Annotated in this window: 10 protein-coding genes and 1 pseudogene; 6 read left to right on the top strand and 5 right to left on the bottom strand. The window is 41.8% G+C overall.

The features are described 5' to 3' along the window. Window positions 1-2 precede the first annotated feature (2 nt). Window positions 3-3,188, bottom strand: coding sequence for a TonB-dependent receptor (locus tag A9970_RS26150; RefSeq protein WP_182984205.1), 3,186 nt, complete (start codon window positions 3,186-3,188; stop codon window positions 3-5). Window positions 3,189-3,564: 376 nt separating this feature from the next. On the opposite strand from A9970_RS26150, the gene A9970_RS26145 reads away from it, so the two are divergent. The 6 genes from A9970_RS26145 to A9970_RS26120 all read left to right on the top strand — a co-directional run bounded on the left by A9970_RS26145 (window position 3,565) and on the right by A9970_RS26120 (window position 10,820). Then, a complete protein-coding gene (locus tag A9970_RS26145) occupies window positions 3,565-5,085 on the top strand; it encodes a PQQ-dependent sugar dehydrogenase (protein ID WP_182984204.1) in 1,521 nt (506 codons plus the stop codon). Between the two features lie 5 nt (window positions 5,086-5,090). Continuing rightward, the gene (locus A9970_RS26140; protein WP_182984203.1) at window positions 5,091-6,323 is read left to right on the top strand and encodes an Nramp family divalent metal transporter; all 1,233 of its coding nucleotides are present in this window, start codon (window positions 5,091-5,093) and stop codon (window positions 6,321-6,323) included. A 7-nt stretch (window positions 6,324-6,330) separates the two neighbouring features. After that, window positions 6,331-7,353, top strand: coding sequence for an NAD(P)-dependent oxidoreductase (locus A9970_RS26135; protein ID WP_088160970.1), 1,023 nt, complete (start codon window positions 6,331-6,333; stop codon window positions 7,351-7,353). Then, on the top strand, window positions 7,353-8,414 hold the full coding sequence (locus A9970_RS26130) for a dihydrodipicolinate synthase family protein (RefSeq protein WP_182984202.1): 1,062 nt from the start codon (window positions 7,353-7,355) through the stop codon (window positions 8,412-8,414). Before A9970_RS26135 ends, A9970_RS26130 begins: the two co-directional genes overlap by 1 nt. 158 nt (window positions 8,415-8,572) lie before the next feature. Then, window positions 8,573-9,481, top strand: a complete 909-nt coding sequence (locus A9970_RS26125) for an AraC family transcriptional regulator (RefSeq protein ID WP_182984201.1) — start codon at window positions 8,573-8,575, stop codon at window positions 9,479-9,481. 145 nt (window positions 9,482-9,626) lie between these two features. Further along, window positions 9,627-10,820, top strand: a complete 1,194-nt coding sequence (locus tag A9970_RS26120) for an MFS transporter (protein WP_182984200.1) — start codon at window positions 9,627-9,629, stop codon at window positions 10,818-10,820. A gap of 263 nt (window positions 10,821-11,083) precedes the next feature. Here the strand turns inward: A9970_RS26120 and A9970_RS26115 are convergent, their stop codons facing one another. From A9970_RS26115 to A9970_RS28980, 4 genes and pseudogenes are all read right to left on the bottom strand, one after another. Continuing rightward, the gene (locus A9970_RS26115) at window positions 11,084-14,125 is read right to left on the bottom strand and encodes a two-component regulator propeller domain-containing protein (RefSeq protein WP_182984199.1); all 3,042 of its coding nucleotides are present in this window, start codon (window positions 14,123-14,125) and stop codon (window positions 11,084-11,086) included. Between the two features lie 96 nt (window positions 14,126-14,221). Continuing rightward, a pseudogene (locus tag A9970_RS29100) lies at window positions 14,222-14,278 on the bottom strand (two-component regulator propeller domain-containing protein); the annotation flags it as partial. A 27-nt stretch (window positions 14,279-14,305) separates the two neighbouring features. Then, window positions 14,306-15,259, bottom strand: coding sequence for a two-component regulator propeller domain-containing protein (locus A9970_RS26105; RefSeq protein ID WP_182984198.1), 954 nt, complete (start codon window positions 15,257-15,259; stop codon window positions 14,306-14,308). 62 nt (window positions 15,260-15,321) lie between these two features. After that, window positions 15,322-17,949 (bottom strand): glycoside hydrolase family 88 protein, encoded by a 2,628-nt coding sequence (locus A9970_RS28980; protein WP_182984197.1) that lies wholly within the window; start codon window positions 17,947-17,949, stop codon window positions 15,322-15,324. Between the last annotated feature and the right edge of the window lie 23 nt (window positions 17,950-17,972).

Here is a 17,972-nt window from a genome sequence, read left to right as displayed (position 1 = left end):
TATTATAAGTCTACATTCAGTCCAACCACAAAACTCTTCGTCATCGGATAGGCATCATTGGTATAGGTACTTTTCTCCGGATCTAAGCCTTTAAAGCTCGTCAATACCGCTAAATTATCGACCGAACCAAATACACGTAACTTCTGGATACCCAGCTTCATCAGTAATTCTTTCTTAAAAGTATAGCCAAGCTGCAGATTTTTCACCCTTAAATAAGACATGTTTTGCAGCCAAAATGTGCTCAAATACGCATTTGGACTCGTTGATCCTAATGTACTTGGAAGTAACTTAGGATAATCAGCATCGCGATTGTCCAGGCTCCACATATTATTCCACTGGTCCTCAGTAATAGCCTGATTTGCCGTTCCTAAAAAATTCGAATTCGCTTTGTTCATCCAAAATTCCTTTCTTCCTGTGGCAGCCTGCAACAGGAAAGAAAAATCAAAACCTTTATAGTCCACCGAACCTCTGAATCCGTAATTCACCTTTGGTCTACCTAGTTGATAAGCTGGATATGCCACACGGTCATTCGCATCCAATTTGCCATCACCATTGACATCTTTCAACAAAATATCCCCCGGGGAAGCGCCCTGAGGAACAGCATTATAGACATCCTGCCAAGACTGAGCAATGCCCAACGATTCGAAAGCATAGATAAAATTATAAGGCATATCAATAAATACCGAACCTCTTTGCAACTGCTCATTCCAAGACAGCAGCTTGTTCTTGTTATACCCAACATTAAAGTTCAGCATGTAACCCACATCTCCCTTTCGGTCATTCCAGGTAACATTTGCTTCCAGCCCTTTATTCATCATATCACCAATATTACGTCGGGGGGCAGTGAATAAACCCGTCAGATGCATAGATACATCCGAAGGCCTGTTCATACCGATCGTCTTTCTTTCGTAATAATCCAGCTCCGCAGTCAGTTTATTTTTAAAGAATCCAAGATCCAAACCCAAATTAAACACACGTGTCTTTTCCCAGGTAAGGTCATAGTTGATCAGTTTCTTATTGATCAACCCTTTGACAACAGACCCTGTTCCTGTACTATTGTCAATCAAATAATAAGGACTAGAGACCAAAGATTGCTTCTGCTCATACAATCCTACACCACTATTATTTCCCAAAGAACCAAAAGAAGCTCTAAATTTGGCCGAACTCATCCTGATCTTTTCCTTAAATGCCGACATAAATACCTCGTCTGAAATCCGCCATCCCACTGCCGCAGACGGAAAAAAACCATATTGATCGCCCGGCAAGAAACGTGAAGAACCATCTACCCGGAAGTTCCCTTCAAACATATACTTTCCGAAGGCTGTATAATTTAATCGTCCAATATAAGAACGCAAACCTTCTGCCGATGATGATCCCGACACATTTTGCACGTCTTCAGAAGCGCCATCAATTTCATGTAAACTAGGGTGCAAACGATCTAAGCGACTACCTGCTAAAACACGATTATTCCAATATTCTTCTGAATACACGGCCAAAGCAGAGAAATCATGGTTAGCGCCAAACTTATGATCGTAACTCAATTTGAAGTTCAGCTGGGTTTTGTAATTGTTCCGGTCTGTATTATATATCCCATCATTTGTCGGCACAAGATCCCGGATAGACAATCCTGTCCGGATGTTATATAACTTTGTCGGCATATCTGCCTTCCATTGAAAACGCGTATCATAATTTAGGGCATAATCCACTTTAGCCTCAAATCCTTTAAATGGCTTCCAGTTTAAATAACCATTCACCAAAGCCTGCTTTTGATTCATGTGGTTCTGGTTGCGCGTCATGTAATCCGCATAAATATTATTGGCCTGCGGACTTTCATTGTAAGACATTGCACCGCCATAAAAACCGGTAATAGGATCATAAGGCAATATACCTGCTGGTGAGGTAAACAGATCCATCCCACTTGTCGAGTTGGCAGTCATACCGTCTTCATAGTTATAACGGTAATCGGACCAGTTTCCGGAGAACCGGACCCCAGCACCGATGGTATTGGTTACTTTGGTTTCGAAGTTAAATGCGGCGTTATAACGTTTAAAATCATTATTGATCTGTATCCCCTTCTCATCGAGCATACCGACAGACAAATAGTAATTATTATTTTCAGTTCCTCCATTAATGGAAACATTATAATTCCCGCTTTGACCATTGCGGAGAATAACATCCCACCAATCGGTACTTGGATATAATCTCGGGTCGATCATACTTAAAGCCAACCATTCGTCGATGGTTCCATTCTTAAAATTGAATGCAGATGCGGCAGTATTATAAGCCTGTGCCCTTTGAGTAGCCGTCATTGCTTTTGCATAATTATTGACAAAATCAAAAGAGCGGGTAGGTTTCACCAGCGATTTGTTGGCACTAAAGGAAATAGCCGTCCTACTGTTTCTTTTACCAGACTTTGTCGTGATCAATACAACCCCATTGGCCGCTCTGGAACCGTATACTGCAGCCGAAGAAGCATCTTTTAGTACGGTCACACTTTCAATATCATTCACATTCACACGGTTCATATTGACATCGGGCATTCCATCGACCACGATCAGCGGTCCAGCACTGTTAACCGTCCCCAATCCCCGGATCAAAAGATCCGCTGCATTATTTCCGGCCATTCCGGAGTTTTGACTTACGGCCAAACCAGGAATAACACCTTGCAATGCCTGCGAGGCATTGGAAAGACCCCGACTCGAGGTCGATTGATCAAAATTGACACTGGCCACAGCACCAGTCAAGTTGCCTTTTTTCTGCTTACCATACCCTACCACAACAACCTCATCCAGTGCATTTTCGCTCGCATCAAGCACCAAAGCCTGCACATCTTTCCCCGACACCACTTTTGTATTAAAACCGATTAACCGAAATTGAATCTGATCGGAAACGGAACCCGTTAATTTAAAACGACCTTCTTGATCCGTAACGGTAACAGTTGCATTTTTAAGGTTACGCACTTCTACACCGGACAGTGGCTGCCCTTTGGCGTCCAGCACCTGCCCAACGAGCTGCTGCTGAAATTTAGCTAAACCCGACGAAGGGTTTAAAACATCCGAGATCGGAATCTTTCCATTGTTAAGGGAAGAAGGTACATTTGCCAATGCAGCCATCGAAATAAAAGGTAGCCCCACCAAAAGGCAACTCCTGTTTATTACATCCCGGATTTTAATCTGCTTTAGTATCATGAATACTCAGGTTAAAGTGGTTAAATAAATGATTTATAAGCTCTTTAGTTTATTGGTATTTTTTCAGGAAACATAACGCTCGACCCTAATATGGTCTAAATTGCATCTCCATAATTATCATAGTGAATACAATAATATATATTTTTTGTATACAATTCAATATTTTTTTTACTTTTTTACAAAAATAGGCTGGCTAACAAGTTCGTGACAATTCCATAACACCGCTCTTTTAGCTGTGTAATTATAAACTAAATCGTATTTAGCGTAGGCTGATAAAATATTTTTGTATACAATTTTACTTATTTTTTGTATATTTATTTTTATTCAACTACATTTGACTAACCAAATAAATCAAAGGAATAACCGTAGATCCTATATGAAAAAACAAACCTATATTTGGCTTGTATCGCTGATCCCGCTACTATCCTCCTGTTCTTCCGAGACGGAAAGAGAAAGTAAGCCAATAAATAACATCCAACTGGAGCACAGCATACTATCGCTATCAAAAGAAGCTACAAAACTCCATGTGCCATGGGACTTACAATATGACCGGATCAACGATGCCATTCTGTTTTCTGAAATCGGAGGAAGTATACGAAGACTGGATACAAAAACAAAAGCTGTTACTTTGGTGGACAGCCTCACCGACGTCTACCACCAGCGCACGTTGGGACTATTGGGAATGGCGCTGTATCAACCCGAACAGCAACAGGCCTATCTTTACCTTTCTTACACCAGCAAAAAGGATAGTCTCATTTTCTCCAACTTATATCGTTACGATTATAATACGGCAGGCAAGCTGTCAAACCCAAAATTGCTTTTACAGATTCCTGGAAACACCGGACATAACGGTTCCAGGGTTATTGTTTCGACAGACAAAAAAGTGTATTGGGCTACAGGAGATGCAGCAAGTGATACCTTTGCGCAAGACAGCACCTCATTAAATGGCAAAATCTTACGCCTCAATCTCGACGGGAGCATCCCAAAAGACAATCCAATTGCAAACAGCTATGTCTATGCATGGGGATTTCGGAACATGCAGGGACTTACCCATGATGCAAAAGGCTTAATTTACACGTCCGAACATGGCGATGCCATCGAGGATGAAATTAACCTGATCCAACCCCTAAAAAATTATGGCTGGCCGCAGATCGAAGGTATGATTGATACAGAAAAGGAAAAAGCTATTGCCAAAAACTCCCCAAGACAGGAGCCTATTAAATCGTGGACTCCAGTCGTTGCACCATCCGGAATGGCGTATTACAGTTCTAATGTTATCCCTGAATGGCAACATAGTCTATTGCTCGCTACTTTAAAAAATCAGTCTTTACGTATCCTAAAATTATCCGCCGATGGTCAACAGATCGTCGATGAGAAGATCCTATTCAAAGATCAACTTGGCCGGCTAAGATCCGTATTGACCTTACCCAATGGAGACATTTACTTCTGTTCAAGCAACCGTGACTGGAATCCGCAAAAGGGGTTTCCAAAGCCCGATGACGATGTGATCTATCGTCTCCGTATTACCGATAAAGCATCTGCGCCAATGATTAAACCCCTTGCAGCCAACCCGGCCAACTCCCCTGCCAAAAGTGGTCAGGCATTATACGAAGCCTATTGCGCATCTTGTCATAAAGCAGATGGAAAGGGACTTACAAATACCTTTCCCCCATTAGCCAATTCATCTCTTGTCAAAGGCGACCCAGCACCGCTATTGCAGGTTATCCTCCATGGACTGAAAGACAAAACAATAAACAACGTCAAATACGAAAGTGCAATGCCATCTTTTTCATTCCTGAAAAATGAAGAAGTCATTGAAATCAGCAATTATATCCGCACACACTTTGGAAATTCTGCCCCTAAAATCAACCAACAGCATTTAACCTCATTACGATAAATCTCATGGAAAATAACCTCGAGCCAAAACCCTCTTTATTGAAAAGTTGGCTATCCATCTTGGGTCCCGGCATCATTACCGCCGCCCTGGTTTTCGGGCCCAGCAAAATGACCATCACATCAAAAATGGGTGCAGACTATGGTTTCTCTCTATTATGGGTTGTCGTCGTCGCCATCTTTTTTATGATGGTTTTCACCAATATGGCGGCACGTATCGGTATCGCGAGAGACGAATCGTTACTTGTTTTAATTCGCCAGAAATTTGGTAAAACAACATCCATCATCATTGGCCTCGGAATCTTCCTCGTTGCAACCTGTTTTCAATCGGGGAATGCGACAGGTGTCTCCATTTCTGTTTCAGAAGCCACGGGCACAAACCCCAAAATATGGATCATCGTTTTTAATGTCATCGGCATCCTACTGTTGTTCTTCAAGTCTTTCTACGCGCTATTGGAAAAACTTATGCTTGGACTTATCATCCTGATGTTATTTGCTTTTCTTTCCACCGCGATTATGATAAAGACACCCGCACAGGACTTTTTCTTAGGCTTTATTCCCAGCATCCCACCTTCATCAGTAGGCTTAATAATTGCTTTTACGGCTTCTTGCTTTTCGATTGTGGGTGCATTTTATCAAAGTTATCTTGTTCAATCAAGAAGAAAATTATCGGCCAGCAAACAGCGTACTGAACGACAGATAATCGGTAGCCGAATAGGTATTATTATTCTTGGCATCATGAGTGCAGCCGTTATGGTCTGTGCAGCAAATACGCTTCACCCCCAAGGGATTAAGTTAAATTCTGCCGCTGAGATGGGCCGTGCACTGGAACCGCTTTTGGGAACCTATGCTTCACACCTCTTTTTTATCGGCCTCTTCGGTGCCTCCTTTTCCTCCTTGATCGGCAATGCCGTATTAGGCGGATCCTTACTGGGCGACACCTTTGGCTTCGGCAACGATCTCAATCACCCTAAAGTGAAACTATTTATTTCTTTGGTCATGATTTTTGGATCTGCCATCGCGCTTATCTTCGGAAATCTTCCCTTGGAGCTTATTGTTTTTGCGCAAAGCATCACCATTTTTTTAGTTCCCTTTATTGGTATTATCCTCTTTCTGATCGCGAACGACAAAGAAATTATGGGCGCGCTCAGAAACAGCCCCTTAACGCGATTATGGGCTATACTCGGACTTATATTACTCGTTTTTCTTGCTTTTAGTAATCTCTATAATTTAATCAAATAATTCAGATATGGACCATAACAATTTAGCGGAATTGGAACAGCAGCTGCTTGCACCATCATTAGATCTAATTGAAGATATAAAAAAGATACAAGGTGATATCCTTTTCCTGGGTATTGGCGGAAAAATGGGGCCAAGCATGGCAAAGCTAGCCATGCGGGCTATTCAAGCTGCAGGAATAGACAAAAAGGTCATTGGTGTTTCGCGTTTTTCAACCAAGGAACTTCAACAGGAACTGGAGGATCTAGGTATAAAGACAATCGCCTGCGACCTACTGAATGAGGAAGAACTCAAAAAGATCCCGCAGGTTCCGAACGTCATTTACCTCGCAGGACATAAATTCGGCACCACAGGAAATGAAGATTTTACCTGGGCGATGAATACCTATCTTCCCGGAATGGTGGCTTCTCATTTTCAAGATTCCAACATTGTTGCTTTTTCTTCGGGTAACGTACTTCCATTTGTACCGATAAGCAATGCCGGCGTTTCTGAGGAAAGAACTCCGGAGCCTGTCGGCGAATACGCGCAATCCTGTTTGGGGAGAGAGCGTATATTCGAGTATTTTTCGAAGAAAAACGGTACACCTACCCTGATCTACCGATTGAATTATGCGGTGGATTTTCGCTACGGTGTGCTCGTAGAAATTGCCAAATCGGTCAAAGGGCAGCTCCCAATAGATTTGACAACCGAAAACGTCAACGTCATCTGGCAGGGAGATGCCAACGAAATTGCCTTAAGATCATTACTGCACTGTCAGTCTCCAGCCAAAATACTGAATGTCACAGGACCTGAAATCCTTTCTACACGATGGATCGCAGAGCGTTTTGCTGAGCATTTCAACACAAGGCCAATATTTGTAAATGAACCCGCCGGAACCGCTTTACTCAACAATGCGTCCGAATGCCATCGTTTATTTGGCTATCCGAAAACAACCATACGCGAAGCGATAGACATTACAGCCAAATGGTTGACCCAGGGCGGCGAACTATGGAATAAGGACACGCATTTTCAAGAACGAAAAGGAAAATTCTAATGAAAACTTTAGACAACAAATTACAACAGTTGCTTTGGGAAGGGACGGTAATTCCGGCACACCCTCTTGCCTTACATGAGGACCGCAGCATTGACGAGGCACATCAACGGCTCCTGACTCAATATTACATAGCCAGTGGAGCCGGTGGAATCGCCGTAGCTGTACATTCAACCCAATTCGAAATCCGTGACCCCGAGATCAACCTTTTTGAAACCGTATTGAGATGGGCTAGCGAAGAAGTCGAGAAAGCGGAACTCCAACGACCATTTATCAAAATTGCAGGCATCTGCGGTGCCACAGAACAAGCTGAACAGGAGGCAACAACTGCACTTAAATACGGTTATGATATCGGACTTTTGAGTATGGGCGGCCTGCAGAGCTGGACTGAAAATGCGATATTAGATCGAGTCAGAGCAATAGCAGCCATTATTCCTGTCTTTGGATTCTATCTTCAACCCGCCGTTGGTGGCCGTATTTTCTCCTATTCCTTTTGGCAGCAGTTTGCCGAAATCGACAACGTCGTCGCTATCAAATGTGCGTCGTTCAACCGCTACCAGACATTAGACGTTATGCGTGCTATAGCCAACTCCAGCCGGCGAAATCAAATTGCCATGTACACGGGCAATGATGACAATATTGTCAACGATCTGATGAGCGTGTATAATTTCCCCGTAGCTGGGGGAAACGTCGCCATAGAATTTAAAGGCGGACTATTAGGCCACTGGGCTGTTTGGACGGCAAAAGCTGTTGAACTCCTTCAGGAAATAAAAACATACAAACAGGACCCCAACAACCTCCATGCAAGTCATCTTCTGAGCAAAGCGATTGCTGTAACAGACAGTAATGCAGCATTTTTTGACCCAGCAAATGCATTCCATGGCTGTATACCAGGCTTACATGAGGTGCTCCGCAGACAAGGTCTGATGAAAGGCATCTGGTGTCTAAACCCCGACGAGAATCTATCCATCGGACAGCAAGAAGAAATTGATCGTGTATATAAAGACTACCCAGACTTAAACGACGATGAATTTGTCAAGGAATTTTTAAAATCGAGATCCTAATAATCGCTTCCTTTTATAAGGTCTCATCACCCGGGCTAGTCATAGCTAACGACGTGATGGGACCTTTCTTTTTGTTCCAATTCATATTTTACGAATCAATGACCGACTAAGAGAAACAGTATCCAACATGAAATGTTTGATTTTTATAACTTTGCATCATGACAACTTCCGAAAATATTATTGATTTCTATCAACGGGTATTTCGAGAATCCAATTACCCAATTGGCTCCTCGCCCGAACAAATTTCTCATTTTAACTTATTTTCACGTGAGCATTGTCCCTTAAAATCACCCTACAATAGAAAAGATTACTTCAAAATATCCCTCATGATCGGCCAGGGTCAATTGCACTATGGCGATCAATGGATCCCTATTGACCGTCCCGCACTTGTATTTTCAAGTCCACTCGTTCCCTACTCTTGGGAAACAGACAATCCTGATCAAAAGGGATGGTTCTGTCTTTTTACACAAAAATTCATTCAGGAAGACAAACATTATAACCATAACATTCTCGAAAGTCACTTTTTCAACCCAAGTGGTAGCCCAGTCTATTTCTTAACTAATGAGCAGGTCGATCTTTTCGATCACATTTTTCAGCGTATGAATACGGAACTACGATCTGATTTTTCTTTCAAATATGAAATTATCCGGAATCAGTTACAATTACTCGTTTTAGAAACGTTAAAACTAGCGCCAAATGAGGGTATATCACCTTACCAAAACGCAAATCAGCGTATTTCCCATCTTTTCCTAGAACTATTGGAACGCCAATTTCCGATTGACACCGAAAATTTACTTCGTTTTAAAAATGCAACGGATTACGCGCAACAGCTCAACATCCATGTCAATTCGCTAAACAGGGCTTTGAAACAAAATACAGGAAAAACCACGCAAGAACTCATCGCACTGCGTATCACACAGGAAGCAAAGGCACTCCTTCACCATAGCAGCTGGAATATCAATGAAATCGCTTATGCCTTAGGTTTTGAAGAACCGGCGAACTTCAGTAATTATTTCAAAAAACATGCTGGTGTACCCCCTTTAGCCTTTCGCAATAAGTCTGTTTGATTTTCACAATAATTTGTTTGAATTCTATATCTTTCGAAACAGGCAATGAAGCTACTTTTGTCGACATCATATTTACGGGGCCAAAGAGAAAAAGTGGCTGGCAACGTAAACGTCCATAGAGACGGGTAATTTAAAAAATTAAAGGATGGAAAAACACACTAAACCACAGCAATCTTTTATCCCGACGATACTAGCATTTGCACTTGTTCCGATTACAGGACTTGCCACCGACATTTATCTTCCGTCAATGCCACAAATGGCCCAGGAGCTTGGCTTAAACGAAAGCAAAATCCAGTTAACACTTTCGCTTTTTCTAATCAGCTATGGCGTTGCCCAGTTCTTTACAGGAGCATTAGTTGACGCTTGGGGAAGATATCGAATCAACCTGATATCTCTTTTCCTTTTCATTGTCAGTTTCTGGATCACAGCAAGCACGCAAGATATTTGGGTTATTTACCTCATGCGTATACTTCAGGGAATCTTATCGGCATTTGTGGTCATATCAAAACGAGCCTATTTTGTGGATGTCTACGAAGGTGAGCAGCGCAAACACTACCTCAGCATTATGACCATCGTCTGGTCGATCGGGCCGATTGTCGCTCCTTTTATTGGTGGCTACCTCCAAACACAATTTGGTTGGCGTTCTAACTTTATGGTTCTGGCCGTTTACAGTGCCGTACTTTTCATCCTTGAACTGATCTTTTCTGGCGAAACAATCAAACAGAAAAAACCACTCCATATCAACTACCTGATCGGCGAATTTAAAATGATGCTTAAAAGCAACGATTTTACGTTCGGTATAGTCATGTGTGGCATATCCTACGGTCTCGTTATGTTCTACAATCTCAGTGGTCCTTTTTTTATTGAACATCAACTGGGATATAGTGCGATTACAACCGGTTATACCTCACTTATTATGGGCTTAGCTTGGATGTGTGGTGGTTTTATTGGTAAAGCCCTTATTAAAAGAGCCTTGGTTCCAAAGTTGAGAATCGCCAATTTTATTCAGATCAGTCTGATTGTCTGTATGCTGATCGTTTCACCTTACCTGTCAAACCTATATACATTAACATTTTTCGCATTTGCTGTACATTGCACTGCAGGATTTATCTTTAACAATTATTTCAGCTACTGTTTGGGCAGGTTTCCATTGTCGGCAGGTATTGCCGGTGGATTAGTTGGCGGAATTACCTACCTCCTTACCTCTTCACTCAGTTACATCACCGTAAGCTTGGTAAACCCTTCTTCGCAGTTTCAGATTGGATTAGGTTATGGCATATTTGCGCTGTTGGGATTGACCATTTTATACGTTATTCATAAGCTGGTCAAAAGCGTATAAGCTATGCTCAGGTTCTTCCAGTGACAGCGCAACAACAGCCTGTAGCTGACCAGCCACAAAACAGTTTTTAAAAGGTGAATTATTTTTAAAATAGTATTAAAAACAACTATATTTGTTGCATCATAATTTAGGTTTATAATTGGTTATTGAAGGTTTTCATTCTCCCCGTTTGAAAACCTTTTTTTTTGCCTCCAAAAAAACCTTCGGGCTGCTTTTAGGGCTGCTGATGCTTACCAAATCGTGGAGACCTTCGCTTATTTTTCTTAATTGCTGCTTTCCTTGATACCGAATTTTTCAACATAGGTACGTGGACTCTGCTTATAGAATTTCTTAAATGTTTTGCTAAAATATTTTGGATCATTGAACCCAACCTGATAAGCCACCTCACTGATACTCAAACCAGTATCGTTCACTAAAATATAGGCTGCTTTCTTAAGACGTACCATATTAATAAATTCAACCAAATTCAGTCCCGTTTGCTGCTTAATCTTGCGGTACAAAACAGAGCGGCTCACGCCGATGGCTTTTGTAAGATCCTGCACCCCAAAATCTTCACAGCCCAGATTTTCTTCGACAACCTTCAATACCTGATCCAAGAAACGAGTTCTTTCGGGCAGATCTGTTCCCTGTGCTCCGAGAAGATAATTCTGTACAAATTTTTCCTCCAATCGTTTCCGCGTCTGTATGATGTTTGAAATTTTCTGAATGAGATGTGGCATACTGAAGGGCTTGGTAATGTAGTCATCTGTACCGATTTCAAACGCCTCTGTGATATAAGGATCAGCTGTACGGGCTGTCAAAAGAATCACAGGAATATGATTTGAACTACTATCGTTTTTAATCTGCTGCAAAAGTGTGATTCCATCGCAGTTGGGCATCGTTACATCTGAAATGATAATATCGGGCTGTCTTGCTTGTACCAATTCCAGTGCCTCAATACCATCATTAGCTTCTAAAACAATATATTTTTTTCGTAAGTTTTCACATAGAAAACAGCGAAGCTCCACATTGTCCTCGGCAACAAGTATGATTGGCTTATCTTCATCCGCTGCAGAAGGCTCAATTTCTGTTTTTATAGCATCCACATGTGGCATATCGGCATCTGCGGGCTCTGAGCATATCGTCGCTGCAGTACCGTCTAAAACCATGAGTTCTTCGATGTTGACATCCCCCTGGGGCAGGCTGATCCGAAATACTGTATTGAAGTCTGCCGGCTCCTGTGCCATATTACTTTCAACAGTGAGTTTTCCCCCGTGCAGATGTATGATCGAACGACAAAGTGCCAAACCTATTCCGCCACTGGTAGCCGACAGGCCTTTTGCATTGGCCTGATAAAATTGTTCAAATACAAAAGGTATATCTTTGGCAGGGATTCCACGCCCAGAATCCCAAACGGAAACAAGCAATTTCTCCAACTCGCCTTCCCCTTCTAGCTCAACCTGTATCTTTATTTTACCTCCCTTGTCCGTAAATTTAAACGCATTATAAATCAAATTGACAAGGACTTTTTCAAATTGCTCCGGATCAAAACCTCCAACATAATCAGGGCTTACCCTATTATCCAGGAAAAACTGAATATTATTTTTCTCGGCAATAAAGTAAAAATTCTGGCGAATGTTTTCCAAATATGTAGCGACATGAACCTTTTGGCAAAACAATTTCATCTTTCCCCCTTCATGTTTTCTGAAATCAAGCAGCTGATTAACCAGATTCATCAAGCGATCCGCATTTCTTGTTGCATAACCAAGGTGTTCCTGGGCATATGCTGAAAGCGAACGATCGTCTTTTAATTGATTTAACGGTCCAATAATTAATGACAATGGCGTACGGAATTCATGGGAGATATTGGTAAAGAAATTCAGTTTTGCTTCATGAAGCTCCTCCTGTTTTTCCGAATCTATTTGCCGAATCAAAAGGTCTTGTTTCAGTTTGTTTCTACCGTGGAAAAATCGGATAACCAAAAAACTGGCCGCAGCAAAAAGAAGAAAATAACCGCTATAAGCCCACCATGTCCTCCATGGCGCTGGCAGCACTTTAATCTTCAAAACCGTTGCCTTTTCGTTCCATACCCCGTCGTTGTTGGCTCCCTTTACCCAAAGCTCGTAAGTGCCAGGGTCTAAATTGGTATAAGTAGCCACGGGATTGCTCACATAATTCCAGTCATGGTCGAAGCCTTTTAGATAATAAGCATATTGATTTTTCTCCGGATGAATATAATTCAATACACTGAATTCCAAACTAAAAACATTTTGGTTGTGATCAAGAATTAATTCATCCATCATGGATATATCTTTAGGAATAACACTATCGAGGCCCGGGAGAACTGTTTTATTGAATAATTTCAACTCCGTAAACTGAATAGGGGGAATGTAATTATTGACACTTAAACTATCCGGATTAAATAGGGTAAAGCCTGAGAAACTTCCAAAGGCAAGTTTTCCGTCCCGCAACATTGCTGCTGCATTTTGAATATATTCGTTACCGGGAAGACCATCGATCTTCGTATAGGTTCGTACATGACCAGATAGGGGATCGAAACAAGAAATCCCTGTATTTGTGCTCAACCATAATTTGTTTTTCAGATCACTTAGAATAGCAAAAACATTGTTGATAGGCAATCCGTTTCGCTCATTAAACCTTTTGAACGCTTTCTTCTCCGGAAGATAGCGATTCAGCCCACCCATATAGGTGCCGATCCAAATCTGCCCTTTTCGATCTTCATGGATACTCACAATATCATTTCCGCTAATTGAAAGGGAATCTTTCTTGTCATTTAGAAAGGAAACAAATTTATCGGTCCCTGCTAATTTTAGATTTAAACCATTTGAAGTACCAATCCATAGATTACCTTTTGAATCCTCTAGTAAAGCGCGCACCATATTGGAACTCAACTGCTTTCTTGCAACATCAAATGTCTGGAAAGTTCCTACTTTCTGGTTTTTACGAAGTACCTGTAGCCCTCCGCCAAAAGTGCCAATCCAAATATCGCCATTGCGATCCTCTAAGATCGCATACACATTATTATTTGCCAGGCCATTACTTACATTGGGATCGAAACGAAAATGTTCATAGCCTTGCTGCCCCTTTCGTCTTAAATTCAACCCACCATCATAAGTACCTACCCATAAATTCCCTTCCTTATCCAAACAGATAGACTTCACATTATTATGACTTAGGCCATTCAGGTTATTTTTATCGTGACGTTCACTAAAAAAAGAATTCGTACGCCGATTAAAATAATTCAATCCGCCCCCCTCAGTTCCAATCACCAGTTCTCCCATAGCATTTTCAACAAATGCACTCACCACATTGTAACTTAAGCTATTGCGTTTAGATTGATGGGTGAAATTCTGAAAATTAGGAATATCCTTATCATAAATATTAACCCCTCCAAAATAGGTTCCAATCCAAATAGACCCCCGCTTATCTTGAAATATAGGGCGAATGGAATTATTGCTTAAGCTATTGGGATTTCCATCGTCTGCCTAGATAAAAAGCAATTTTCCGTTTTGATAAACATATAGGCCATTGAATGTTCCAATCCAAATCTTTCCATCATCTGTTTTTTTTAAGGACCGCACATCTTGATTGGCCAAACCTGTATGATTTCCCTCTTCGGTTAACGAGGATATTTCGCCTGTATTCTCATTGATAATCCGAATACCATTATATTTCGTACCTACCCAAAATATACCTGGACTAACTTCCAAAACCGCCTGAAACCTTTGATTAACCTTATTATCTGCCGATTTCTCTTTAAAGTAAGTCCGTAGCACCTTTAAGCTATTTCCATCTTTCGATGCGGCTTGCATGAGTACAATGGCATCATCAGTACAAAACCATAATCGCTTTCTGCGATCCTCATACATGGTTCGAAAATTACGATAGTACTCTTTTCCCTGGCTTCTTTCAACGGTAATCTCATTGAAGACCAACTCCGCTTCAGGATGCCGGCCCTCTTTAATCTTATACAAGCCTATATTTGTCGCAATCCAAATCTTGCCATTGGAATCCTGAAAAATCTGGTGAACGTTGACATCCATTTTCCCACTGCTACTCTCTACCGTAGGTAATGGTATACGGATAAAATTGTCTGATTCTCGATTGTATAAATTCAGACCTGTCATTGTCCCTATCCAAAGCCGCCTTTTGTTATCTTCCGTAATTGCTTGAATAAAGTTGTGCTCTAAGGAAAGGCTATCTTGCGGATTACTGCGATAAATCGTAAACTTTCGGGCGTCGTATTTATTTAAGCCATCACGGGTACCGATCCACATAAAACCCAAATGATCTTGGGCTATAGCGAAAACGCTGCCTTGAGACAAACCTTCGTTGACATCCAAGTGTAAAAAACGATAGTTTTTTTCCTGCGCATGCAAAACAGAAATTAAAGCTATCGCACAGCAAAAACAGCGCATAAAAACACGTAATGGCATCATAAGGTATATAATTGAAATGGATGATAAAAATAATCATTCCATTGAATAAACACGAACAAGAATCACTTTAATCGATCTTTTAATTGTTGCTCATAAAGTGAGCCGATCGACATTATTCTGTTTTGATTTTCCCAGTAACCAGCATTTCTATTTTTCAATCTTCCAGCTACTTTTTCTCCCTTTACTCCTATGGCAAAATTTTGTCCGGAAGCCCAGGGCTGTTGTACTGCGGCACTTTTGACCGTACAATTCCATAAAACTTGTGTCACCCCGGCCCAACCATGTCCACTTCCCCAGTTACCCCGGTCTTGAACATTAATTTCACCATCCGTTACGATTTGATCATATAAGGTTCCAACAGCCCATCGATGATGTGGACCGATATCCGCATGTGTTCGCTCCGCGCTAGAAAGGCTAAAAACGTTTGGACCGAGGGTCCTAGCCCCTGTTACGTAATCATGGCGTCCTTCCGTGGTATAAAGTTCTTTAAATAAATTAAGCTGACCGTCATTATTGAATGAATACCTTCGGCCACCTGTAATTTGAGATTTTCCATCCAGACACCGCGACTTCATTACTGTAATCTGTTTGGCAAAAGCACCAAGGCTCACCGCTGCATAGCCAAAATAACGCGCGGTGATATTGCGCACCCAACCATTCGCTATTTTATCCATATCAATTGCAATCCAGCCGTGATGTTCGTCCTCATCACTTACAAAATCAGATTCGAAACGTATATTTTCGATTCCAACTTCGCTTATACGTCCGTCAAAGGTGTAAGGAATGACAGCAACTTTTCCATACCTCGGATCAATCGCCATCACCAAGGGATTATCAAAAAATACGGAGTCACCTTTAATGTCCAAAATAGTACGTTCAAAATTTAGCTTATATTCCCGCGCTGTCCATTGTTTCGTCCCTTCTCTTTTTTCAATTTGGTTCATTCGAAGCGCTTCAATCCAGGCTTCGTTCATCTCATACGAGAGCAGTACCTGCTCGCCTACTTTCCTTTCCTTCGCATGATCGATTAGGACATATTTAGCCCCTACAGGTCCATATCCATTCTTAACAAACTGTTTTCTAGCCTGGTCCACTGAATAACTACCTGTACCTGAAATCTTCAATAAGCTCCGTTGGTGCTGGCCTGTGGCTTTAAGCAGGGTTTGTCCTATAGCATCGCCCTCCCCTCTCAACACGACACCGCTGGCATGAATTTCCAGGCTTCCAGGTATATTGTACAGGCCTTTTTTTAACAAAACAGCACCTCTAAAACCGTTTTTATCAAGTGGTTTTGCAGATACAGCATCGATGGCTTGTTGTATAATTTGTTGATCATCGCCATTTACGCTGGGTTTTACAGTAATCACAACAGGAACATTGGGCAGCTTTTGATCACCTTGATGATAGCCTACATGGCTAAAGTCGGGGATTACGTTTCCCTGTGCATCTGGAAAATAGATCAGTTGTCCCGCTGGATTTTTCCGGACCAGATCCGATTGAACTTTTCCGGACTGTAGATCTTCTTGCCGATGCAGTGCTTCCAAAAAGTAATAATCGGCATAACTCAAGGGTTTATCCACTTCAGTATTGGAAGGTTTCGATCCTGTACTGTGTAATAATATAAAACCTTTACTTTTATTTGGCGGCGACATGTAATTGTCTATCAGGTTCGCCAATATGGTCTGCGCTTTTGCACGATAATCTTTCCCTTGGTTGCTATACGTGCTTAATTCCAATAGCCCCGACGCTATGACTGTCGCTGCCGACACATCCCTTGGTTCATTTGGAATATTAGGCGCATCGAAATCCCAGTAAGGGATCAAGTCTTTCGGCATATTGGGATGTGCAAACAGCCACTGCGCAACTTTTTCGGCTTGCTGCAGATATTTCGGATCTCCAGTTTCTCTGTAACACATCGTATAACCATACAGTGCCCAGGCCTCTCCCCGCGACCATGTGGATTCATCACTTAAGCCCTGATGGGTGTTTTTATGCTGCACAGCTCCTGTTTTCGGATTATAGTCTATCACATGATAGGTGCTGTAATCTGGCCTAAAATGATTTTTTAGCGTTGTATTGGCGTGGCTCACCGCAATATGATAATAAGTAGAATCTCCCGTAAGTTTGGTTGCTTCAAACAGCAATTCTAGATTGAGCATATTATCGATGATGACCGGAAAATCCCAGCGGTGGCTATTGTGATCCCACGAACGTATACAGCCGACTGTCGGATTGAAGCGGGTTGCCAGCGTTTTGGCTGCCTGAACAAGCACCTCCCGGTACTGCGGATTTGCGGTTAACCGATAACCGTTTCCTACACTACAGTAGATCTTAAAGCCCATATCATGGGTCTTTCCATTAAATTGCTCCGCTTCGATCGACCTTGTCGTTTCTGAAGCAAGATCTCTCCATTTTTGTTTTCCCGATTTTTCGTAGAGATACCACAGGACTCCAGGAAAAAAGCCACTGGTCCAGTCCCCCCTTTTCACGGCAACCAATTCGTTATCTGAGGAAAGCGTACGTGGCGATACCAAGGATGAATCACTTTTTTTCAAGAGCTGCAATTCTTTATAAAGTAGCTGAGCTTGTTGATCTGCAAGCCCCCAAGCTTTTTGCAGCTGCTTTGTACTCTGTGCCTCAACATGTTGAAAAGCGCACAAAATTCCAGTCAAAAATAGTACTTTGGCCATGGATGGCCTTTTTAAATTTCGAA

The sequence above is a fragment of the Sphingobacterium sp. UME9 genome (assembly GCF_014170215.1).
Taxonomy (GTDB): domain Bacteria; phylum Bacteroidota; class Bacteroidia; order Sphingobacteriales; family Sphingobacteriaceae; genus Sphingobacterium; species Sphingobacterium paramultivorum.
The sequence above is the reverse complement of the archived record's forward strand: the minus strand, read 5'-3'. Positions and strand labels throughout refer to the sequence as shown.

What these genes read in the sequence shown, in the direction of transcription:
- A9970_RS26145 (WP_182984204.1), top strand. Translation starts at nt 3,565, where the DNA reads ATGAAAAAACAAACCTATATTTGGCTTGTATCGCTGATCCCGCTACTA.
- A9970_RS26140 (WP_182984203.1), top strand. Translation starts at nt 5,091, where the DNA reads ATGGAAAATAACCTCGAGCCAAAACCCTCTTTATTGAAAAGTTGGCTA.
- A9970_RS26105 (WP_182984198.1), bottom strand. Translation starts at nt 15,259, where the DNA reads ATGATGCCATTACGTGTTTTTATGCGCTGTTTTTGCTGTGCGATAGCT.
- A9970_RS26130 (WP_182984202.1), top strand. Translation starts at nt 7,353, where the DNA reads ATGAAAACTTTAGACAACAAATTACAACAGTTGCTTTGGGAAGGGACG.
- A9970_RS26150 (WP_182984205.1), bottom strand. Translation starts at nt 3,188, where the DNA reads ATGATACTAAAGCAGATTAAAATCCGGGATGTAATAAACAGGAGTTGC.
- A9970_RS26125 (WP_182984201.1), top strand. Translation starts at nt 8,573, where the DNA reads ATGACAACTTCCGAAAATATTATTGATTTCTATCAACGGGTATTTCGA.
- A9970_RS26120 (WP_182984200.1), top strand. Translation starts at nt 9,627, where the DNA reads ATGGAAAAACACACTAAACCACAGCAATCTTTTATCCCGACGATACTA.
- A9970_RS26135 (WP_088160970.1), top strand. Translation starts at nt 6,331, where the DNA reads ATGGACCATAACAATTTAGCGGAATTGGAACAGCAGCTGCTTGCACCA.
- A9970_RS28980 (WP_182984197.1), bottom strand. Translation starts at nt 17,949, where the DNA reads ATGGCCAAAGTACTATTTTTGACTGGAATTTTGTGCGCTTTTCAACAT.